Genomic DNA, 21,164 nt, shown 5'->3' on the forward strand with positions numbered 1-21,164 from the left:
GTGAAAAATTTTACTGAAAAAATAGAGGCGATTGAAATGGAACCAGTAAAAGTCGGTGTCATTGGCTGTGGAGCGATGGGAAGAGGAATTATTAAAAACCTCGTTAAGGGTGGTTATGAAGTTTATGCGTATGACGTGAATGAACAAGCACTGCATTCGGTGGCAGAGCTTGGAGCGCAAACGACCTTTGAAAAAGAACACGTATATAGCCAAGTTCACTATTTGATTACTTCATTACCAACGACTCAGCTAGTCGAAGAAACGATTGTAGGAGAAAATGGTGCCCTTTACTCAATGAGGAAGGGTACCTCTATTCTAGATGTTAGTACGACAGACGTGGAAGTTACACGACAGATTTTTGAGCAAGCGAAACAAAAAGGAATTTCCTTTTTTGATTGTCCATTAAGTGGGGGTCCCGATGGAGCAGAACGAGGGGAACTAACGATCGTTGTTGGTGGTGATGCCGTTCAATTTGAACAAATCTCACCGGTGCTTCGAGTGATTGGGAAAGAGATTGAGTACATCGGGGAGTCAGGATCTGGTCAGGTCATCAAGCTGTGTAACAATATCGTGGTAGCAGGCATTGTCACTTTGCTTAGCGAGTCGCTGTTAACTGGGGTGAAAGCAGGTGTCCCAGCTGAAAAAATCGCAAGCATGCTTCAAAAAGGCTCTGCGCAAACAAAGGTGATGTCTGTATTTGGCCCTAATTTAATCGATGGGGACCATGAAAATGTAAAGTTTATGTTGCAGCACATGTCTAAGGACATAAAATTATATTTGGATCTAGCTACACAAGAAAAGATCCCAACCTTTTTCAGTGCGATGATTGATCACTTTTACACCATTGCAAAAAATAACGGGAAAGGAGCGTTAGATACGTCGGCTGTTAGTCAAGTGTTAGAAGAATTGGCCAACGCCACCATTGTGTCAAAATAATAATTGAGGAGGAATGGATATGTCGAAAGAAAGGAAAAATCTTTGGAAAGACTGGCGGTTACATGCGATCGTTCTTGGTATTGTGTTATTAACAGAGCTTATTGGAACTCACCAGTTTTCGGTTGGACCTGGAGTCATTTTATTATTACCTATGCTTTATGCTATTATTATCGGTCTTGCTTTATACTTCACGCCAATCGTTAAAGAAAAACAATCGAAGAATGCAGAACCGTTAATCGTCTTGGGGGTCACACTATTAATCGCGAAAATTGGGGTTATTATTGGTCCAGCATTACCTCAAATTATTGCGGCAGGTCCCGCGTTATTATTGCAGGAATTTGGAAATTTAGGGACGATCTTTTTAGCATTACCAATTGCGGTTTTCTTAGGGCTAAAGAGAGAAAGTATTGGGATGACCCACTCGGTTGCCCGTGAACCCAACGTTGGTCTGATTATGGATAAGTTTGGTTTTGACTCACCTGAAGGCCGCGGGGTCATGTCGATTTATATTTTCGGTACCGTATTTGGTGCTGTATTTATGGGACTGATTTCTGGATTTTTAGCCACGCTTACCCCTCTTCATCCGTTATCCTTTGCGATGGCATCGGGTATTGGTAGTGGAAGTATGATGGCAGCTGCGAGTGGATCGCTCGTTGCGGCATTCCCTGGCATGGAAGCGGATATTGTTGCATTTGCCGGTGCTAGTAACCTATTATCACTTTCCACTGGTCTTTATATGAGTATCTTTATTGGACTTCCTCTCACAGAAAAGTTATATAACGTATTGACGAAAAGGAAGCAGGCAAAAGAAGATATTCAATCAGGGAAGGGGGCGTAATACTATGCTGAAAAATATTCAAGAGTGGACGTTATTGCTTACTATATTTGGCGTTGTTGCCCTACTTGGAAACTGGGTAGGTTATGATGTATTGCCAATGACTGCAATCCCTGGGATGATTGTTCTTGTTCTCATCTGCCTTGCTGGTTTAATTATCCAAAAGCTAATACCTGGAAATATCCCTAGTGTGGCTTATGTTGCCATTGTTGGTGTTCTCGTTTCGATGCCATGGATGCCAGGATCTGAGAAAGTGATCGAGTGGACAAGTAGTGTCAACTTATTAGCCTTAGCGACACCGATTTTAGCTTATGCTGGGATCGCTATTGGGCGCTCATGGACAGACTTCGTCAAACTCGGATGGAGAGTTGTAGTTGTTGCTATGTGCGTTATGTTAGGAACGTTCATCGGGTCCGCACTCATCGCTGAAATAGTCTTGAGGATCCAGGGAATTATTTAAGTGTAACCGTATCACCTAGAAATGGATCAAGAAGAGTAGACTATGAGTCTGCTCTTTTTTTGGTGCGACGGGCAATTCACATTAACGATCCGTGTTTCTAAGGAAGCAGAAAAAGTAAATTTCACTTATTTACACCCAACCATGAAAGATCTGCGTTCCTTAAAAAGAGCCATGACAATATATTAAAGAAAGTTTTAAAAAATCCACTACTTGTGGTTCATAATAATGCTATAATTAAGACGTAATAATGGTATAATTAAGGCATAATAATGATATGAGGAGATGGGATTATGCCTGAAATTCGTCCAATAAAGGATTTAAGAAATACAACAGAAATCTCTGAATTGTGTCATAAAATCAAGGAACCACTTTTTATTACGAAGAATGGTTATGGAGATTTAGTTGTTATGAGTATGGAAACATACGAAAAGTCTTTAGGGAAATTGGAATTATATCAAAAGTTAGCTGAAGCAGAGGCACAAATTAAAAACGGGGAAGAACTATTAGATGGGGAAGAAGTTTTTAAAGATCTAAAGAAAAAGCATGGTAGAAGATAAATACAAAATTAAACTTACACCAATATCATATGAAGATCTTGATGAGATTTATGATTATATAGTTAATGACCTTCACAATGAAGTTGCAGCTGATAACCTTTTAGATAATATTGAAACAAATATCATGAGGCTCAGGGATTTCCCGTTTTCCTGTAGTTTTGTAAGAAATGAAATATTAAAAGACAAAGGTTATCGAAAGTTAATCGTTGATAATTACATTGTTTTTCATCAAGTCAGAGAAGCTGAAAAAGAAGTTGTTATCATGGTGTACTGTACGGTAAACAAAAGTACCAAAACCTAATTTAGTACAGCACCCCTCGGGGGATCACATCTTACAAAAATTTTTGAATCGACAACCGCACCAGGTTTCATGTAATAATTCGCAAAAATCGTAAGGGGCGTATCTAAGCAGGTTTGAAGCTATTCGTACTGCTAGAGAAATGAGTGGAAAACCTTATGAAAACAAGGAATAAAGCATTTATAATTTTGTATTAATGGTTGAAATTGATGTTGAATATAAAGTGAAAAAAGGCTGCTTTTAAAGCTGTTTTAACTACGCTCGAAGACCAAGTCTCGGGCTTTTTTGCTGTTAATTAAACGATTGATTAAAAGGAGGCTGAGAAAATGAGCGAAGCAATGAATATCCAGAGGGTCCAAATATCCAGGATTAAACCGTCTAAGTACAATACTTCTTAAAGACTTAAAGCTGGGGGGTCCAGCTTATGAAAAGCTGAAACGTTCGATTTCGAGTTCGGCTATGTTCAGATTCCGACACTGTGACGCCCCGAAAAATCTCGTTTCACAACAATATGTTTAACGGAATGAATGATAGGGGAATGGGGATGATCCAATACAAAAATCATAGAATTAATAAAGAGAATTGCTGTCTCAAGCCAAAAGTACTAACTCATTCTATTGTTAATAAGCATTTCAGGGCTTAAACAATTTAATACTTGATTTAAATTGTATGAAGACATGGTAACATAGGAATAATGAACCACCAATCTCCATAAAAGTAATTAAAAGCATATATGGTGGGAGGTTTATGTCATGTCCCAAAAATATCATCTTGAATCTGGTTATATGACTGTACCTGATGCAAATCGAATGGTCCTAAATATGTTAAGAATTACAAATTTAAATGAAAAATCGCATTATAAAAAGATACTTGCGGGAGCAAAAAAGGGTTTATTTGGTGGAAAGAAGCATGGGACGAGGATGTATCAAGTTCGTAAGGATGATATTAATGAGTATGTACTCAAATGCTTACAAGAAGAACAATTAAAGTTGTTTAATATTGAAGTTGTAAAAAGGTTGGATGAAGTTGAAGCCGAAAACAGATTCCCTTTGATTGATAATAGTACGGCAAAGAACATTCAATATTATTTAAAGTACTTAAAATTCTACGGAATCATTTCGGATGAAACTTTCCAATTAAGTGAAAAGAAGTTGGTGTTACGGGTAAACCTAAAGGAATTAAGGGGAAAGTAAGAAAATCACTGTGACGCCGCGAAAAATTAAATATAAAAAATAGCGGGACCAGACTTCTTCATCATTAAAAATCTCTCCCGCTATTCATCATGGGAAAGGAAATACCTTTTGGCTCGCCATTCTTCTTTGGTTCATAGACAAGTATTTCTGGTTCTAAAGGGTTTAGAATATCATCAACTAGTGATCCTTTTACTAAGTGAACACCCATTTCTGGAACACAATGCGGTTTGGGTCCAGGGTCATATCCATCCTTTAGAGCTGCCTCGATATTGTTGTACTTCGCAGTGGCTTGAAGTGGGGTGCAGGGGTCTGTCCTCCACTAAACAATCTATGTATTCTGAAAAATAATGAATATTTTAGCAAAGTAGGATATGAAAGAATTAACAATATTCAAGTTGTTAGACATCACATTGTTATCTATGTACTAACGGGGCAAAAGGAGCAAGAGAACCGCCCCCTTGCTTCCCCTCTATCCGACACACGCTGCTAACCGCGAGACAGCTTCTTTGATATCTTGATCCCTTAAGGGAGCAAAGCCGATGACGAGGCAAGTGCCGCCTTGTTCTTGTTCAGAAAGATCATCTAATAAAAAGCGATGGATCGTATAAATTTTTAGCTTGAGCTGGTTCGCCCGTGCGGTCACATCTTCATAGGTCCGTTCCGTTTTAAAATAAGAGAGAAAGTGAAGGCTGGCAGGAATATCTTGGATCGACATCTTATCCCAAAAGTCAAGACTACTTTCACTTGCCTTAGTTAAGTCCTCGGAAAGAATATTCTCCTTCTTCGCTTTTAAATATTCTGCAAAGTCAAAGATTTTTTACTACTTCATTTTCAGGGATTTGATCGATTATTTTTAGTAAGCGTTCCTTTGCCGTTTTCATGTTTTAAACACACCTCTTCCATGAATATTTTCCTTATTATAACACTTAGTATTAACCTATTGAGAAGACAAGTGCTGAGTGCTAGGGTCAGTCACTCACTGGGGTATTTTTTTAGATATTGTTGGTAACACTAAATTTAATAGATTCTTAAAGTATGTTACATTTTATATATGAATAAAAAGTTTACGAGGATGGGATCGGATGATAAAGATTAGTAGGAATGATGTGTGTCCTTGTGGTAGTGGGAAAAAATACAAAAAATGTTGTGGTGGAAACAATGTTGTCTCGGTTGGTCATTTACTAGATAAAGAAATAGAAGCAGTTCAGGAAGACATAATACATTATGCTATGAGTAATTATGAAGCTGTCATAGGAGAGTATATTGAAGAAAGCTATGACAAGTTTGATTTGCCTGATGAAGCAATGGATATCTTTCACTTCTTCTCCCTATTGTGGGTTATTACTTCAGTGGAAATTGCAAATGGAAAAACGATTTTAGTAGAGTACATCGAACGTAATTTGTATAAACATAAAAGGCAAAAAACAAAGGAAATTGTTCGATCATGGACAAAGGCCAAACCTTCAATCTCGATTATTGTTGATAATGACCAAAATAATTATATTCGTTTAAAAGATTTTTTTACTAGTGAGACCATGACGGTAAAAGCACCAGACGAAGAAAGTGACTTCCGTATTGGCGGACTCATGTTAAGTATTATCTTACCTGAAGGCAATACGAGGAGGTTCTTTATCCATGGAATGGATTTACCACCTGAAAGAACAGAAAAAATGTCTGTAAAAATCCTGAACTTATATAAAGAAAGCGGCATGGAAGCAACTGAATTTGTAGCGAACCATTACTTAGAATTGATTAGTCTTTTTATTTTTGGAGAAGTTGAATTTGGTGCAGAAGAGCTTGAATGGAATACACCTGCTCAGTTAGAAGTGGCAAAACAATTAGAAGAAGAGATATTGGATTATTGGCAAGAAGAAATGGTTAGTCTTGGACTTGTTTTATGGAAAAAGTTTTGTGACAGAAAAAATCCAAGAATTCAAAAACCAGTTCTGTATGTAGTGGGGATGATTTATTTACTAGATAAGTTAGTGCCGTTTGGAAATATGCTCACACAAACCGAGTTAGCAGAGGAATTTAAGATTTCTAGCAGCAGTGTTTCGACAAAGTATAAAGAATTAGAGAATGTACTTTGGGAAGATATTATGGAATTACAACAAAATCTTCTCGATTTTGATAGAGAAGATCTAGTTGATGAAGACGAGATGTTCGAGCAAGGGGGGATCTTTGAAGATGATTTCTTAAGTTCCAAAATGTCATTAGAACGTGAGATGGCTAAAGTCACTCAACTAATACAGGATAAGGACTTGGATTCGATAGAAGAAGTGAACGCATTTTTAACGGAATATTTGGACGGTGGCAGCACCCGACCTAATAGCAATCTCTCCAACAAAGATAAAGCACAAGACTTAATATACGAAGCCTATGAAGCAAAGGGAATGAAGCGAAAAAGGCTTGCAGAGCAGACGTTGAAGTTATATCCAAATAGTCCTGATGCGTACAATATTTTAGCTATGTATGAAGATGATCCAGAAGAACTCTTTTTCGAGGGAATGAAAGCTGGGGAGAAAGAGTTAGGAAAAGCGTATTTCAATGAAAATAAAGGACACTTTTGGGGTCTAGTTGAAACTCGTCCATATATGCGAATAAAGTTGAATTATGCTTGCTATTTACTAGATACTGGTCGTGGGGAAAAAGCGATTAAACATTTCAAAGAATTACTCGAACTAAATCCAAATGATAATCAAGGTGTTCGTTTTGAGTTATTTGTTACATATGTAGAAGAGAAAATGTATGAAGAAGCGAAAGGCTTACTCGAAGAATATAAAGATACGTTATCGGCGAGTGCTACTTATAATCGTGCGTTGATCGAGTATTTACAAAATGGTCCGACCAAAAGAGCAAAGCAATTACTAAATAGGGCAAAAGAAAGTAACCCCTATGTGATCGACTATTTATCTATGAAGAAACGGTTACCTGCCGCTATTCCTAATGCCTATAGTCTAGGTGATGAGAATGAGGCAATCATTTATGCAGATCAACATTTACACCTATGGCATGAGGCTGAGGAGATCATTGAATGGTTAACTCGTAAATGAAAGGGAATAATTAATGGTGGAGAATAAGCAATATAGGATTATGTTTATCAGGGGAGGAATGTCCTGAATGGAACCATTAAAAGAAATACGCTGGAAACAAAGATTTGAGAACTTCGAAAAAACCTATACACTATTAAATAAGTTTTCTCAATAGGAGCTTAAAACAGACTTAGAGAGAGCTGGTATTATCTAATTTTTTGAAATTACTTTTGAACTAGCATGGAAAGTGTTGAAGGATTACCTTGAGGCAGAAGGATTTCTCGTGAAAAGTCCTATAGAAACAATTAAACAGGCCTTTCAAATTGGCTTAATTGAAGAAGGGCATGTATGGATGGATGCCCTAGCCAAACGTAATTTAACTACTCATACTTATGATGAAGAATTAGCCAGAAAGTTTGTCAGTGAAATCACTGAGAAATTCTTACCTGTCTTTAAGAAAATGTACGAAAAACTGTCAGAGGAACGATAATGATGTTTGGATTGTTAGAAAGGGACATTAATTATATCATTAAAGGATTATGTAAATTTACTGAAATCGACCAAGCTAAAATTTTTGGAAGCCGCGCTTTAGGTAACTACAAAAGTGGATCAGATGTTGATATAGCATTATTAGGACAAGAAATAACGGATAGAACGATAGATGAATTAAGTGAATTGCTGAATGAAGTATACCCACTTCCTTATTTTTTTGATATTCTACACTACTCAGCCTTAAACAATCAAAAACTTAAGGAACATATAGATACTGTAGGAATTGAATTTTACCGACGAAATTCGTAAGAGAATAATAGGGCTTGTTCTATCATTGATAAAGTGAGGGCAGGCTCTTTTTTGATTAAGGAAGGGAAAGGTATAATCAATTGGAAGAAGAATAAAAGGGATTAATCTCTAATCTCTAGATGTATGGTATGTCAACACTAAATCAAACAACTTTTTTAAGGGCTAAGTTTCGATATCTTACTGGACTTAAATACCCAAGTGCACTGTGCGAACGGATATTATTGTACCAATTGATATAATCAAAAAGTTCAAGTTCGAGGTGGTTAAGGGAATGGAAATGCTCTTCATTAATTAGTTCTGTTTTTAATATCTTAAATGTCGCTTCTGCCACCGCATTATCATAAGGGTTTCCTTTATCGCTCAATGAACGTTCAATCTCATTTTCACTTAATAATTCATCAATAGCTACGTTTTAAACTCAGATCCGCGATCTGTATGAAAGAGTTTTACATTCTCTAATGGCCGATTAATGGTTGCGAAGGCGCGTTGAACTAAAGCTGCGTCTTTGCGTTTTCCAACGCTATAACCAACTATTTCTCTATTATATAAATCAATTAAAAAACAGACGTAGCTCCAATAATGTCCTACTTTGACGTACGTTAAATCACTAACCAGTACGGACATTTCTTCATTCACTTGGAATTCCTGATCTAATATGTTTCGAACGGATTCTTCATTTGGCTGAGAGCTCATTGGTTTGTAGGAAGGTTGTGCATACTTCGATTGGATTCCGAGCTCTTTCATCAACCTTCCTATGCGACGTCTGGAAACCTTGTGACCCGCTTTTAAAAGCTCTCGTTTTATTTTACGAGTTCCATATACTTTACGGTTTTCATTAAAGATTTTTAGTATTTTTTCTTTTAATTCTTGTTCTTCTGTAGCCTTTTCCTTTTCTTTTTGAGCAGCTACTTCTGTTTCATAATAAAAGGTGCTTCGAGCTATTTGTAGGACTTTGCACATTGCTGATACCGAATAGAAGTGCCGATTTTTCTCAATGACTTCTATTTTCGCCCCATGATCAGCGCGGCTTGCTTTAAAATGTCGACTTCCATTTCTAGCTGTTTATTTCTTTTTCTTAACTCAATCAATTCTTGTTCCTCTGGACTTCGATTGTCTTTCTCTTTGAAGGAACTAGACTGTTGAAACTGAGTAATCCACCTGTCTAAAGCAGACGGAGTTAATTCATATTCACGGACAATATCTTGACGACTTTTTCCACCTTCATATAAAGCAACCACTTGCTTCTTGAATTCTGTGGTAAACGTTCTTCTTTTTTTTGGACATAGTAGATTCGCTCCTCACTCGTTATATGTTATTCTACTAGCCCTTATTTTTATTGTCCAACTAAGTGTAGCCTATCCAGATAACCTTCTATTTATACAGAGGGTTATCCACCTTTTACGAGTTACACACAGGGGTCGAAAGGATTATGGTATTAATGTATAGATATCCACATCTAGTGTCGAGGATTTGTCCCTGGGAATCCGTCACTGTGACTATCCGAAATTTGTCGACCAGAATGTGAATTTAGTTGATGGTGATTTTGGCGGACATCATGTAAATAATGTCCCTAAAAAAGAGATAGTAATCCCTTGACGGGGCTGACACGTAGAAGTCAGCCTCCTTTTTGATTCGGGAAAAGGTGATTTTTTGTGCTTAATACCCCAAAAAATCCCAATACTCAAACCTAATGACAGATTTTTTAACAAACTTATTTGATTAAAAAATTATGATAAATTAATGGATAATGTATACATAATACAGAATAATTTAATAAGGGGGGCAAATACCACTGTTCGTTTTTGTTGGTGTTATTGTAATAACTTTTAAGGAGGTTGAATTATGAAAAAGAATAGTTCTTTTGTTTCATTGGCGTTAAAGATGTTTGCGATAGTAATGATGCTCGTTATCGTTGGGTGTAATAGTTCAAATACTTCTCAGTCAGAAGGTGACACAAGTTCATCTACAGAGGCTCCTGCTCAGTCGCCGGGGCCAATTGAATTAAAGGTAGCATCGAATAATACGCAAACCTCTTGGTATCAATTTAGTGTGGCTTTAAGCGAAGTATTAAAAGGGAGTTCGCCCGCAATGAATGTTGAGGTGTTACCTCTTGCAGGTGGTACGGGGAATGTACAAATTCTTGATCAAGGAGAGGCTGATTTTGCCGTACTTTTTAATGTGACCTCGAAATGGGCTATGGATGGAACGGTTGCATATGAGGAGAAATACGAAGACCTTCGTGGGATTGCTGGGGGTCTAAATGATTATTTTATTGGGATTATTGCTCGCGCTGACTTTTTAGAAAGTAACAACATTGAGTCTATTTCAGATATTAAAGAGCAAGAAATACCAGTTCGAGTCATTACAAATCCAGTTGGAACGTTAGCTGAGTACAGCACTCGACTAACTTTAGAAGCGTACGGATTAGATTATGACATGGTTGAGAGCTTTGGAGGGAATGTTGAGCTTACTTCTAATGATGTTATCAAATCTGCTTTCCAAAATGGGCAAGCTGATTTGCATATTTTAGCGATGTCAAAGGGACATCCTGTTATTACAGAAATGGCTTTATCCACAGACCTTACAGTCATGGCTATGGAGGATGAAATCTTAAATTACCTTGGCGAGTATGGCTTTTCTAACTCGGTTTTCCCAGCGGACGAGTTTAATGGACAAGATTATGATGTCAATACAGCTGGAATGCTAGCTGGATATGTTACTCATAAAGATTTGGACGAGGAAATTGCCTATGCGATTACAAAAGCGATCATTGAAAATAAAGAAGCTCTAGTGAATGGACATAGTTCAGTAGCAGACTTCGATCCGAGCCAGGCAGGGAACGAAGAGGTGATTGGAGTTCCATTGCATCCTGGAGCACAGCGTTATTATGAAGAAGCAGGTTTGCTAGAATAATAGTCTTTCTAGTAATGGGTGTTAGGAAATTAAGAATCATATTTTTGGATGACTTCTTTTTTCCTAACACCTTTTTTAAAGTACAAAATTATTAACAAGGAGAGGGAAACGTGCTGAAAAAATATCTTGGCTTTGCTTCAATTATTGCTGTGTTTTGGTCGCTGTTTCAATTATACCAAGCTGGTGTTGATCCTCTATCAGCACAGGTGCAACGTGCGATTCACGTTTCCTTTGCATTAGCATTAACATTTGCATTAGTGCGAAGAGGTGAAAATTCTAGAATACTATTTGTTCGTTATTTTGATTATCTTCTCGTCTTTTTTGCTCTATTTAGCGGGGCTTATGTTTATAAGGAAGCAGAGAGAATTCAATCGAGAATTGCCTTTGTAAGTGAACTCACGATGATTGATTACACGGTCTGTATTGTCATCGTCTTGATGGTACTAGAGGCTTCTCGTCGAACCGTTGGGAAAGCAATGACGTTACTAGCAGCGTTTTTCCTTATCTATGCTTTTGCAGGACCTTATTTTCCAGGCATGCTGCAACATTCAGGCTTAAGCTTAAAACGAATGATAGAAACGATGTATTTCTCAGTTGAAGGTGTTTTAGGGGTACCGATTGGGGTCGCCACTGATTATGTCTTTTATTTTGTTCTTTTTGCAGCCTTTTTAGAGTTGTCAGGGGGAGGAAAGCTGTTTATCGATCTTTCTCTAAAAGCAACGAATCGATTGAGAGGTGGCTCCTCTAAAGCTGCTATCTTTGCGAGTGGTGGAATGGGTACGATCAGTGGTAGTGCTGTCGCCAACGTCGCTAGTACGGGAGTATTTACGATCCCTTTAATGAAAAAAGGAGGATACTCCCCAAAATTCTCTGCATCTATTGAAGCATTGGCTTCAACGGGTGGACAGCTTCTTCCACCGATTATGGGAGCTGCAGCCTTTATCATGGCTGATACGCTTGGGATCCCTTACACGCAAATTGCGTTAGCTGCATTAATTCCAGCTATTCTTTATTACGCAGGTTTGTATGTCATGGTAGATTTACAAGCGAAAAAGCTTGGAATAACGGCAAACAAGGAACTGGATGCTAAAAAAGAAAGCATTGTGAATAAATTACATCTTCTGCTTCCTCTTGTTCTTCTACTATTCTTGATTTTTAGTGGGAAAACACTACAGCTATCAGCGTTTTGGGCGATAGTTGCAGTTGTTGCCGTGAGTTATTTCCGTAAGTCGACAAGAATGGGACCGACGGCTGTTTTAGATGCCTTAATCAGCGTTGCAAAACAAGCAATCCAAGTGTCAATTCCATGTGCCGTCGCAGGAATCGTTGTTGGGGTGATCACCCATTCTGGATTAGGTTTAAAGTTGAGTAGTTTAATTGTTAGCTTGTCATTAGGCATTAGTTTACTTGCGGTCATTTGAAAATATTCCCTTCGATGAAAATATTACTTATGACACGAACAAGCTCAACAAAATTTATTTAGAAAAGGAAGGGCAACCATCATGACTAAAAAAATTGTAGTAGCTATTACCGGGGGGTCTGGAGCTATTTATGGGATCAGAATGTTGGAAGCTCTCAAAGAGTTAGAAGCAAACGCATTTAATTGTTAGTGACTGGGGAAAAAAGACGATTGCGATGGAAACGGACTACTCATTTCAACAAGTAAAAGAGCTAGCGACGGTCTATCATACCGTAAATAATCAAGCAGCAGCCGTATCATCGGGCTCGTTTCGTGTCGATGGAATGGTGATTGCGCCTTGTAGCATGAAAACGTTAGGGGGAATCGCTTCAGGGTTAGCCTCAGAATTAATTTCACGTACAGCCGACGTCATGTTAAAAGAGCAGAAAAAGCTCATTTTATTAACAAGGGAAGCTCCATTGAATTTAATTCATGTGAGAAATATGGAAACGGCTATTTTAGCTGGTGCGATGATTTTTCCACCAGTACCTGCCTTTTACACGAAACCAGAGACGATTGATGATCTCGTTAATCATACGATTGGACGGGTTCTAGATCAGTTTGGATTTGAACCTACTTGGCTCAAAAGATGGGGCGGACAAAAAGAATCGTAGACGTAAAAAGAATAGCGAAGAAGTTTGTAAGAAAATATGACAGATAATTCTATAAAGATAGAATTATCTATATTGACACATAATACTGAATAATGTATTATGTTTAGTGTATACAGTATCCATAATACCAGGGGGTAGAAACATGAAAAAAGGAGTAGCAGAGCGTCTTCATTCTGAAATAATGGAAGATTTAAATGGAAAATCACTAGTGAATGTTCAAGCCTATGATAAAGAGGAGGATACGATCATTTCGTCAGCCGTATCTTGGGTTTATGCAATTGATGATCAAACGATTAGGTTTGCAATTGATCATAAGTCGGTACTAGCTAGATTAGCAGAAGCTGAAACAGAAATGGTTCTTAGCCTTGTAAGTGGGGAAGCTGCTTATTCAATCTATGGTAAACCGAAGTTAAAGGTTGCAAAAACAGAAGGCCTTTCTTTAAAACTAGCGTTAATCGAAGTTGAAGTGGCAGATGTTCGTAATACTACATTCTACGGTGCAAAAATTGTCCAAAAGCCAGCATTTGTTAAAACCTATGATGAAAAGCTAGTCATAAAGCTGGATACAGAGGTAAGTGAAGCGATTAAAAGCTTATAAATATTTATTACTAGGGGGTAAATGATGAGAACTGGAAAACAGTACTTAGAGGCGTTAAGAGATAATCGTTGTGTTTATATGAATGGAGAAAAAGTAGATGATGTTACGACACATCCAGCATTCAAAGGAATCAGTGAAACGTTGGCTAAGCTATACGATTTTTCTAATGACGAAAATAATGACATGACATATATAACTGAGGACGGGACGACTGCTAATAAGATTTTCATGATCCCTCGTTCAAGAGAAGACTTAGCCATTCGTCGTGAAGCCATTACAAAATGGGCGGAAACGACTTATGGCATGGTTGGTAGAAGCCCAGACCATGTAGCAAGCTTCCTTGCAGGATTTTCAAGCTGGGGAGAAATTTTTGAAAAAGAAGAAAGAAACTACCGTGAAAACGTTGATAATTTTTATAAATACGTAAGAGATAATGACTTGTACTTATCTTATGCTATCATCCCACCGCAAATTGACCGAAGTAAATCGAGTCATGAGTTAGATGAAAAATTCTTAGCAATGGGAGTCTATGAGGAAAGAGAAGACGGCATTGTTATTCGGGGCTCGCAAATGCTAGGAACGGCCGCAGCAGTAGCAGATTATATGTTTATCAGCTGTATCACACCACTTCGACCTGGTGATGAGGACTATGCTGTATCATTTGCCGTCCCTTGTAATGCGCCAGGGTTAAAGTTTTATACTAGACCAAGTTATGCAATGGGCAAATCTAGTACTTACGATTATCCTTTGTCTACGCAATATGATGAAAGTGATGCTTTATTAGTGTTTGATGATGTCTTTATTCCTTGGGATCAAGTATTTGTCTATAAAGATATTGACCTAGCACGTTCTCAGTTTTTTGAAAGTCCAGCTCATGTTTTGGGAAATACACAAGCTCAAACTCGTTTAATGACGAAGCTAAAATTCATTATTGGGTTGGCTAAGAAAATTACCGAGATGAATGGAGTTGCTAAACTCCCACCGGTCCAAGAAAAATTAGGTGAATTGGCCACATTAGTAGCAACTACGGAAGGCTTACTTCTTGCAGCTGAATACAATTGTGAGATTGATAAAAATGGAGTGGCAAGGCCACATCCACGTTACTTATATGGAGCGATGGGACAACAAAATACGCTGTATCCAAAGGTGATTCAAATTGTCAGAGAATTAGTGGGTGGAGGCGTATTACAAGTACCGTCATCCTTCCATGAATTAGTAAATGATGAAACAAAAGGAGACGTTGAGAAATACATTCGTTCTTCATCTGTAGATGCGGTTGAAAAAGTAAAATTATATAAACTAGCTTGGGATATTATCGGAACAGAATTTGGCGGAAGACATTTACAATATGAATTATTCTATGGTGGTGCACCATTTGTAGTAAAAGGCTATGCCTACAGAAACTATGGCTTTAACGAAGCGGAAGCGTTAGTAGATAATTGCTTACAAAGCTATGGCTTACCAGTTGCAGAACTTAATAAATAGAATAGAGAGAATGGAGTGGTACGATGCAGTTTAAAGTTGAGGATCAGTTAATTGAGTGGACCCCGCAAAAAGTAGTCATTGCGGGATATACATCGAAGGATCAAGAATCGTTAAAAAAACATATCGACGAATTAAAAGAACAGTTAGGTGTTGAGCCCCCTAAAAGAGTACCAATGTTATATGAAGTTTCTAATCATTTATTGCAAACAAACTCCGTTCTAACAGAAGTAGGCAATGGCGGAAGCGGTGAAGCAGAAGTCGTGTTATGTGACATTAATGGGAAATGGTATGTCGGTTTAGGTAGTGATCATACCGATCGTTCTCTAGAGGCTGTATCCGTTCAAAAATCGAAGCAAGTAACGGCTAAACCAATAACCGATCAATTATGGCCTTTAGAAACGATTGAACCTTATTGGGATGAACTGGTGCTAGAAAGCTGGGTCGAGGTGAATGGAAAAGAGCAACTCTATCAGCAAGGTAAATTATCAGAATTTATGGAACCGAAACAATTATTAGAAATCATTCAAGAACGTGGTTATTTTAGCTCGGAAATCGTCATCTTTTGTGGAACGCTTCCAATCGTCGATGGAGAGTTTGTGTCAAGTAGAAAGTTTAAAGCTCGTCTATACGATCCTATAAAAAATCGTGAACTCACACTTGCTTATGAAGTTGAATACTTGAAAGATGCTGAGGAGGTATAACGATGGCAGTCAAACCAGAATTGGAATTTTTAGATTATAAAACGTTTGAGTTAAAGCCATTTACGAATGTAAAGGGATTGTCTGAGAGAATCATAGCGCAGGTGCCAGGCACCAGTGTAGCAACAAGAATTTTAGAATTTGAACCAGGGACAGATACGTCACCAAATGGTGTGCAAATTCACGATTTTTGGGAAGAACTTTACATTATCGAAGGGTCCATTATTGACTTGGAACTCGATGAAGAGTTTACAAGTGGGATGGTAGCTTGCAGACCACCAGGGATGAGACATGGACCGTGGAAAGCACCAAATGGATGTAAAATATTTGAAGTTCGTTATTACTCAAAATAGTAATCAATGTAACGATAGCTAGACAGAAGAAAATTTTAAGGAACTAAAAAGGAGCAGTTAAAATGGCAGCAAAACCAGAATTGGAATTTTTGGACTATAAAAAATTTGAGTCACAACCGATTGAGCCAGTAAAAGGATTATCACAAAGAATCATCGCGAAAATTCCAGGCTCAGAAGTAGCAACAAGAATTTTAGAATTTGAACCAGGGACAGATACGTCACCAAATGGTGTGCAAATTCACGATTTTTGGGAAGAACTTTACATTATCGAAGGGTCCATTATTGACTTGGAACTCGATGAAGAGTTTACAAGTGGGATGGTAGCTTGCAGACCACCAGGAATGAGACATGGCCCATGGAAAGCACCAAATGGATGTAAAATATATGAAGTTCGATATTACGCGAAGTAACGAAACGTTTAGTATGGATTGGAGAAACGAATACTAATCTATTACAAGCTGCTTGTCTAGATTAGGTGTGGGGAGGATAGGAGTGACAGGATTTAATTTGAAACCAATAGAGAAAGAAGATACGACGAAAGACAAAATATACAATCAAGTAAAATATGCCATACTCAATGGTAAAATTGATATCCAAGATAGCTTTACTGAGGTGCAATTGGCTGCATCTTTAAATACTTCTAGAACTCCAGTAAGAGCAGCATTACAAGATTTGGTTAAAGAACGTCTAATTGTTAGTATTCCCCGTAAAGGCTTTGAAGTACGGGAGATTACTGTTGATGAACAGAAGCAAATCTTTCTCTTAAGGGCTGCTATGGAAGCAGAAGTCGTTAAAAAGGTAGCACCGAACATCAAAGATCATGAAATAGACTTGCTTAAAAGTATCAATAAAGAGCAACAGCTTGCCATTCAAAACAATAATAGTGTTCGCTTTATTGAGTTAGATCAACATTTTCATTTAAACTTGGTTAGGTTTTCAGGAATGACAATCATCGAAGAGATCCTTCAAAATCTTCTAAACTTGTCCCAGTTAATAGGTTTAAGAGCGGTTCAAAAACAAGGAAGATTTTACGATGTACTTAAGGAGCATGAAAACATTATTCTCAGTTTAAAGAAGAGAGATCCAAATTTGGCATATCAAGAAATGATTCAACATTTGCAAAACACCAATGAAATTTTGCTGCAGTTGGATCATTCCCGTTAACTGTCGATTAATTCCATAGCAAGTGAAACGAATGAAGGGAGATAACCCATGAAAATTGCATCAGTCCAACTTGAAATTAAAGACACTGAGACGAAACAACAGAGAATGGACAGAGTTTTGTCTATGATAGATGAATTACGAGATTATGATTTAATTACTTTACCAGAAGTTTGGGCAACAGGTTATTTTACTTTTGACAAGTATAAAGAAGAAGCAGAGGAATTAGGCGGTTCTTTTATACAAACTTTTTCCGAAAAAGCGAAAGAATTAAACGTGTTGTTGTTTGCTGGTAGTTTCATAGAAAAAAAGGAAGACCGTTACTATAATACGAGTATTTTATTTGGTAATGATGGTTCGATCTTAGCGACGTATCGCAAAGTTCATTTATTTCGTTATGGCTCAAAAGAAGGTGAGATCCTCACTCGCGGTGAGGAACCCGTTGTCGTTGAAACGGAATTTGGGAAGGTAGGCCTCACCACTTGCTATGATCTGAGATTTCCTGAATTATATCGCAAACAAGTTGAAATGGGGGCTGAAATTCTACTCGTTACTTCAGCATGGCCGCACCAACGGTTAGCGCATTGGAATTTGTTTAATCAGGTGAGAGCTTTAGAAAATCAGTGCTTTTTAATTTCTTGTAATTGTGTTGGGAAAACAAAAGGGGTAGAGCTTGCTGGCAATAGCAAGGTCGTTGATCCTTGGGGTGTCGTATTAGCTTCGGCATCCACAAAAGAGGCAATATTAACAGCAGAAATTGATACTAGTGTCATTACGCAAGTAAGAGATGATTTTCCACAATTGAAACATCGTGTTTTCTGTGAAAGTTGATAGTGAAGATACAAAAGGGGGTATATTAAAATGGCTAAAAAACTATGGTTTCTTTCAGTAATTATTGTGTCGATGCTTCTTGCGGCGTGTGGTGGTGGAAACAGTGAAAGCGCCAATACAACAGAGACTAACACGGAAACAGCAAACACTGGGACAGGTTCAAGTGAAGAAACGATTAATTTAAAGATTGCTAATATTACACAACCTGTACATTCATGGAATCAATCTTTGGAAGTCTTTGAAGAAAGCTTACAAGAACAAGCCGATGGAAAGTTTAATCTCGAATTGTTTCCTGGTGGACAGTTAGGAAATGAAGCAGATATGCTACAACAGTTAGATCAAGGGAATATCGATATGATGGTCATTACAACTGCTCAATTAAGTGAAGTATCTGAATCCTTTGCCTCATGGTTAATGCCATTTATCGTCGATACCCATGAACAAGCCTATGATTTGTGGATGAGTGAAGAATCTATGAATTTATTTGATAGTCTTTCGAGCTATAACGTTAAAGGGCTAGGATATTTATCTTCTGGGTTTAGATGGTACTTAATGAGAGACGAAGCCATCAAGTTACCAGATGATCTGGATCGAAAGAGTTTAAGAATTACACCAAGTCCTGCAAAGGTTGAATACTATCGCGCTTTAAACGTAAGTCCAACACCTATGCCGTTAACAGAAGTGTATACATCATTGCAACAAGGTGTTATTGATGGTGTAGACATTGACTCCGAGTCTATCATCCCAGAAAGACTATATGAAACAGGTAAACACTTAACGCCAAGTAACCACATTTATTGGCAGGGAGCTATCCTAATTAATTCTGAGTTGTGGGAAACGTTGACTGAAGAAGATCAAGAAGTCATTAACAGCGCTGTCACAGCAGCTATGAATCATAATGTTGAATACCTAGCAACGAGTGAAGCAGAAAACTTAGAGAAGCTAACGAATGAACCAGGAATGTCTTTATATGAGCTAGACAGAGAGGCGTTTCAACCATTTGTTGATGCCATTCATGAAAATTATGCAGGTAAAAATTCTGATATAGCAGCTTTTCTTGAAAAAGCAGCAGAAATTAGAGGTCAATAAGAACGATCGAATTGCGGCTACTGTATGGTAGCTGCTATTCTCCCATTATTAAACATAAGGGGTTTAGCACATGATGAATTTTCTAGGAAAAATATTAAACCATATGAGTAACTATACAGAAAAGGTCGTTGTGGGATTAAGTTTAATCGGAATCATAGCTCTTACAATAAACTTAATTGTTGCCGTCGTTTTTCGTTATATTTTCAAAGCGCCCATATACTTTGCTAATGAGTTATCGTTGTTTTTATTTGGAATGATTACTTTTTTAGGTGGAAGTTTAGGGGTGAAGAGATCGACTTTAGCATCCGTTACTTTTATTGTAGATAAACTCAAAGGAGTTTCGAAAAATATCGTAGTGCTATTTATTCAATTCAATATTCTAGCATTTGGTATATTAATCTTTTACTTCAGCTATTTCTGGATTACAGATAAAAATATTCTTAATCAGATGGCTTCAACGATGGCTATTCCCTTATGGGTTCCTTATTCGATCATTCCTGTTTCGATGATTTTTATTATTATTTTTAGCCTCGATAATATTTATAAAGGTCTAGCTGGAAGGGAGAAGACTCATGTTTAACACGGCTTTGTTTTTTATACTACTTTTCTTAGGTGTGCCGATTGCATTTGTTTTAGGTATTAGTTCCATTATCTATATCGTGACAACAGGCAATGTCGGTATTTTAAATTCTCTTCCACAAAGAATGTTTAACGGGGTACAAAATTTTGGGTTGTTAGCTATCCCTATGTTCGTACTTGTTGGTGAACTCATGAATTCAGGTGGGATTACGAAACGTTTAATCAACTTTGCCTCTGTAACGATCGGTTCCATTCGAGGAGGGTTAGCCTATGTCAACGTAGCGGCTAACATGTTTTTAGCATCGATTGTTGGATCGGCAAACGCGCAAACAGCGATTATGAGTCGAACGATCGTTCCTGAGATGGAGAAGAAAGGGTATTCAAGGGATTTCAGTTCAGCTTTAACAGCCGCTTCATCGATTGTTGGCCCTTTAATTCCGCCGAGTATGCCATTTATTATTTATGGGGTTGTCGCAGGACAATCGATAGGAAGTTTATTCATCGCTGGTATTATTCCAGGTCTCTTGTTTGCATTGGCGTTTTCTATCCTTATTTATTTCATTTCCATCAAGAGAGATTTTCCAAAAGAAGAACGGGCCGGTTATGGGACGATTCTGAAAACCTTTGGGTCGGTCATTCCCGCGCTAAGTATCCCAATTCTAGTCATTTGGGGAATACTTGCAGGCGTTTTTACACCAACAGAATCTGCTGCATTCGCTGTATTAATTGCCTTAATATCTGGGATGTTTATTTATAAAGAGTTAAAGATTAAAGATCTCCCTAAAATACTGATCAATACTGTATTAACATCAGCAACGGTGACGTTTCTTGTGGCAACATCTAATATTTTCGGTTGGGTTCTTACGTTTGAACAAGTTCCACAAATGATTGCTAGTGCTATTTTAGGCTTTGCAGAAAGTCCACTTGTATTTTTATTATTAGTAAACGTTATTTTACTCGTTGTAGGGATGTTCATTGATGGGCTTGCGGCTCTTATTCTTTTAGTTCCTATCTTGTTACCGATCGCCTTGCAATATGGCATAGATCCAATCCATTTCGGTTTAATCATGGTTATCAATTTAACACTAGGGTTAATGACTCCACCAGTTGGTACTGTGTTATTTATTACTTCATCCCTAGCAGATGTTAAATATGAAAAACTATTAAAAGCGTTAGTTCCATTTTTAGTTGTATCTTTTATCGTGTTACTAATTATCACGTATTTCCCGCAAATTTCAATGTTTTTAATTAATTAAAATGGGATCTATTATT

General features: G+C 37.6%; 22 protein-coding genes and 2 pseudogenes. 22 read left to right on the plus strand and 2 right to left on the minus strand.

What is annotated here, in order from left to right; genetic code table 11:
- The 6 genes from BK574_RS20040 (at position 1) to BK574_RS20065 (ending at position 4,279) form a co-directional block, all read left to right on the plus strand.
- On the plus strand, positions 1-936 hold the full coding sequence (locus BK574_RS20040; RefSeq protein ID WP_274379436.1) for an NAD(P)-dependent oxidoreductase: 936 nt from the start codon (positions 1-3) through the stop codon (positions 934-936).
- A gap of 19 nt (positions 937-955) precedes the next feature.
- A complete protein-coding gene (locus tag BK574_RS20045; RefSeq protein ID WP_078429827.1) occupies positions 956-1,774 on the plus strand; it encodes a DUF3100 domain-containing protein in 819 nt (272 codons plus the stop codon).
- Between the two features lie 4 nt (positions 1,775-1,778).
- Entirely contained in the window at positions 1,779-2,231 is a 453-nt protein-coding gene (locus BK574_RS20050; protein WP_078429828.1) for a hypothetical protein, read from the plus strand.
- 290 nt (positions 2,232-2,521) lie between these two features.
- A complete protein-coding gene (locus BK574_RS20055; protein ID WP_078429829.1) occupies positions 2,522-2,788 on the plus strand; it encodes a type II toxin-antitoxin system Phd/YefM family antitoxin in 267 nt (88 codons plus the stop codon).
- Complete coding sequence (locus BK574_RS20060; protein WP_218970601.1) at positions 2,775-3,089, plus strand: type II toxin-antitoxin system RelE/ParE family toxin; 315 nt, start codon at positions 2,775-2,777, stop codon at positions 3,087-3,089. Before BK574_RS20055 ends, BK574_RS20060 begins: the two co-directional genes overlap by 14 nt.
- Positions 3,090-3,838: 749 nt before the next feature.
- On the plus strand, positions 3,839-4,279 hold the full coding sequence (locus BK574_RS20065) for a hypothetical protein (RefSeq protein ID WP_078429830.1): 441 nt from the start codon (positions 3,839-3,841) through the stop codon (positions 4,277-4,279).
- Between the two features lie 469 nt (positions 4,280-4,748).
- Here the strand turns inward: BK574_RS20065 and BK574_RS27650 are convergent, their stop codons facing one another.
- The gene (locus BK574_RS27650) at positions 4,749-4,994 is read right to left on the minus strand and encodes a hypothetical protein (RefSeq protein WP_078429831.1); all 246 of its coding nucleotides are present in this window, start codon (positions 4,992-4,994) and stop codon (positions 4,749-4,751) included.
- Positions 4,995-5,361: 367 nt separating this feature from the next.
- On the opposite strand from BK574_RS27650, the gene BK574_RS20075 reads away from it, so the two are divergent.
- The 3 genes from BK574_RS20075 (at position 5,362) to BK574_RS20085 (ending at position 8,112) form a co-directional block, all read left to right on the plus strand.
- On the plus strand, positions 5,362-7,332 hold the full coding sequence (locus BK574_RS20075) for an SEC-C metal-binding domain-containing protein (protein WP_078429832.1): 1,971 nt from the start codon (positions 5,362-5,364) through the stop codon (positions 7,330-7,332).
- A 202-nt stretch (positions 7,333-7,534) separates the two neighbouring features.
- Positions 7,535-7,801 (plus strand): HI0074 family nucleotidyltransferase substrate-binding subunit, encoded by a 267-nt coding sequence (locus BK574_RS28515; protein WP_274379467.1) that lies wholly within the window; start codon positions 7,535-7,537, stop codon positions 7,799-7,801.
- Positions 7,801-8,112, plus strand: a complete 312-nt coding sequence (locus BK574_RS20085) for a nucleotidyltransferase family protein (RefSeq protein ID WP_238458057.1) — start codon at positions 7,801-7,803, stop codon at positions 8,110-8,112. The genes BK574_RS28515 and BK574_RS20085 overlap by 1 nt, the downstream gene beginning before the upstream one ends.
- A 142-nt stretch (positions 8,113-8,254) precedes the next feature.
- Here BK574_RS20085 and BK574_RS20090 read toward each other — a convergent pair.
- Positions 8,255-9,350 (minus strand): annotated as a pseudogene (locus tag BK574_RS20090) (IS3 family transposase).
- A gap of 604 nt (positions 9,351-9,954) precedes the next feature.
- Between BK574_RS20090 and BK574_RS20095 the strand changes: the two are divergent.
- The 13 genes and pseudogenes from BK574_RS20095 to BK574_RS20155 all read left to right on the plus strand — a co-directional run bounded on the left by BK574_RS20095 (position 9,955) and on the right by BK574_RS20155 (position 21,148).
- Complete coding sequence (locus BK574_RS20095) at positions 9,955-11,025, plus strand: TAXI family TRAP transporter solute-binding subunit (RefSeq protein ID WP_078429833.1); 1,071 nt, start codon at positions 9,955-9,957, stop codon at positions 11,023-11,025.
- Positions 11,026-11,135: 110 nt separating this feature from the next.
- On the plus strand, positions 11,136-12,446 hold the full coding sequence (locus BK574_RS20100) for a TRAP transporter permease (protein ID WP_078429834.1): 1,311 nt from the start codon (positions 11,136-11,138) through the stop codon (positions 12,444-12,446).
- An 81-nt stretch (positions 12,447-12,527) separates the two neighbouring features.
- Positions 12,528-13,098 (plus strand): annotated as a pseudogene (locus BK574_RS20105) (UbiX family flavin prenyltransferase).
- Between the two features lie 142 nt (positions 13,099-13,240).
- Complete coding sequence (locus tag BK574_RS20110) at positions 13,241-13,696, plus strand: PNPOx family protein (protein ID WP_078429835.1); 456 nt, start codon at positions 13,241-13,243, stop codon at positions 13,694-13,696.
- A gap of 24 nt (positions 13,697-13,720) precedes the next feature.
- Entirely contained in the window at positions 13,721-15,181 is a 1,461-nt protein-coding gene (locus tag BK574_RS20115; RefSeq protein WP_078429836.1) for a 4-hydroxyphenylacetate 3-hydroxylase family protein, read from the plus strand.
- Between the two features lie 23 nt (positions 15,182-15,204).
- Positions 15,205-15,882, plus strand: a complete 678-nt coding sequence (locus tag BK574_RS20120; RefSeq protein WP_078429837.1) for a DUF2848 family protein — start codon at positions 15,205-15,207, stop codon at positions 15,880-15,882.
- A gap of 2 nt (positions 15,883-15,884) precedes the next feature.
- Positions 15,885-16,232 (plus strand): cupin domain-containing protein, encoded by a 348-nt coding sequence (locus BK574_RS20125; protein WP_078429838.1) that lies wholly within the window; start codon positions 15,885-15,887, stop codon positions 16,230-16,232.
- Between the two features lie 62 nt (positions 16,233-16,294).
- A complete protein-coding gene (locus BK574_RS20130; RefSeq protein ID WP_078429839.1) occupies positions 16,295-16,642 on the plus strand; it encodes a cupin domain-containing protein in 348 nt (115 codons plus the stop codon).
- A gap of 82 nt (positions 16,643-16,724) precedes the next feature.
- Entirely contained in the window at positions 16,725-17,396 is a 672-nt protein-coding gene (locus BK574_RS20135; protein WP_142248005.1) for a GntR family transcriptional regulator, read from the plus strand.
- A gap of 48 nt (positions 17,397-17,444) precedes the next feature.
- Entirely contained in the window at positions 17,445-18,224 is a 780-nt protein-coding gene (locus BK574_RS20140; protein ID WP_078429841.1) for a carbon-nitrogen family hydrolase, read from the plus strand.
- A gap of 30 nt (positions 18,225-18,254) precedes the next feature.
- Positions 18,255-19,313, plus strand: a complete 1,059-nt coding sequence (locus tag BK574_RS20145) for a TRAP transporter substrate-binding protein (protein ID WP_078429842.1) — start codon at positions 18,255-18,257, stop codon at positions 19,311-19,313.
- 70 nt (positions 19,314-19,383) lie between these two features.
- On the plus strand, positions 19,384-19,893 hold the full coding sequence (locus tag BK574_RS20150) for a TRAP transporter small permease (RefSeq protein WP_078429843.1): 510 nt from the start codon (positions 19,384-19,386) through the stop codon (positions 19,891-19,893).
- The gene (locus tag BK574_RS20155; protein WP_078429844.1) at positions 19,886-21,148 is read left to right on the plus strand and encodes a TRAP transporter large permease; all 1,263 of its coding nucleotides are present in this window, start codon (positions 19,886-19,888) and stop codon (positions 21,146-21,148) included. The genes BK574_RS20150 and BK574_RS20155 overlap by 8 nt, the downstream gene beginning before the upstream one ends.
- The last annotated feature ends 16 nt before the right edge of the window (positions 21,149-21,164 follow it).

Origin of the sequence: Alkalihalobacterium alkalinitrilicum (genome assembly GCF_002019605.1) — a bacterium.
In the GTDB taxonomy this organism is placed as follows: domain Bacteria; phylum Bacillota; class Bacilli; order Bacillales; family Bacillaceae_F; genus Alkalihalobacterium; species Alkalihalobacterium alkalinitrilicum.

Bases quoted from the DNA above. Each gene is read 5' to 3' on its own strand.
- BK574_RS20045 (WP_078429827.1), top strand. From the start codon at position 956: ATGTCGAAAGAAAGGAAAAATCTTTGGAAAGACTGGCGGTTACATGCG.
- BK574_RS20050 (WP_078429828.1), top strand. From the start codon at position 1,779: ATGCTGAAAAATATTCAAGAGTGGACGTTATTGCTTACTATATTTGGC.
- BK574_RS20055 (WP_078429829.1), top strand. From the start codon at position 2,522: ATGCCTGAAATTCGTCCAATAAAGGATTTAAGAAATACAACAGAAATC.
- BK574_RS20060 (WP_218970601.1), top strand. From the start codon at position 2,775: ATGGTAGAAGATAAATACAAAATTAAACTTACACCAATATCATATGAA.
- BK574_RS20065 (WP_078429830.1), top strand. From the start codon at position 3,839: ATGTCCCAAAAATATCATCTTGAATCTGGTTATATGACTGTACCTGAT.
- BK574_RS27650 (WP_078429831.1), bottom strand. From the start codon at position 4,994: ATGTCGATCCAAGATATTCCTGCCAGCCTTCACTTTCTCTCTTATTTT.
- BK574_RS20075 (WP_078429832.1), top strand. From the start codon at position 5,362: ATGATAAAGATTAGTAGGAATGATGTGTGTCCTTGTGGTAGTGGGAAA.
- BK574_RS20085 (WP_238458057.1), top strand. From the start codon at position 7,801: ATGATGTTTGGATTGTTAGAAAGGGACATTAATTATATCATTAAAGGA.
- BK574_RS20095 (WP_078429833.1), top strand. From the start codon at position 9,955: ATGAAAAAGAATAGTTCTTTTGTTTCATTGGCGTTAAAGATGTTTGCG.
- BK574_RS20110 (WP_078429835.1), top strand. From the start codon at position 13,241: ATGAAAAAAGGAGTAGCAGAGCGTCTTCATTCTGAAATAATGGAAGAT.
- BK574_RS20115 (WP_078429836.1), top strand. From the start codon at position 13,721: ATGAGAACTGGAAAACAGTACTTAGAGGCGTTAAGAGATAATCGTTGT.
- BK574_RS20120 (WP_078429837.1), top strand. From the start codon at position 15,205: ATGCAGTTTAAAGTTGAGGATCAGTTAATTGAGTGGACCCCGCAAAAA.
- BK574_RS20125 (WP_078429838.1), top strand. From the start codon at position 15,885: ATGGCAGTCAAACCAGAATTGGAATTTTTAGATTATAAAACGTTTGAG.
- BK574_RS20130 (WP_078429839.1), top strand. From the start codon at position 16,295: ATGGCAGCAAAACCAGAATTGGAATTTTTGGACTATAAAAAATTTGAG.
- BK574_RS20140 (WP_078429841.1), top strand. From the start codon at position 17,445: ATGAAAATTGCATCAGTCCAACTTGAAATTAAAGACACTGAGACGAAA.
- BK574_RS20145 (WP_078429842.1), top strand. From the start codon at position 18,255: ATGGCTAAAAAACTATGGTTTCTTTCAGTAATTATTGTGTCGATGCTT.
- BK574_RS20150 (WP_078429843.1), top strand. From the start codon at position 19,384: ATGATGAATTTTCTAGGAAAAATATTAAACCATATGAGTAACTATACA.
- BK574_RS20155 (WP_078429844.1), top strand. From the start codon at position 19,886: ATGTTTAACACGGCTTTGTTTTTTATACTACTTTTCTTAGGTGTGCCG.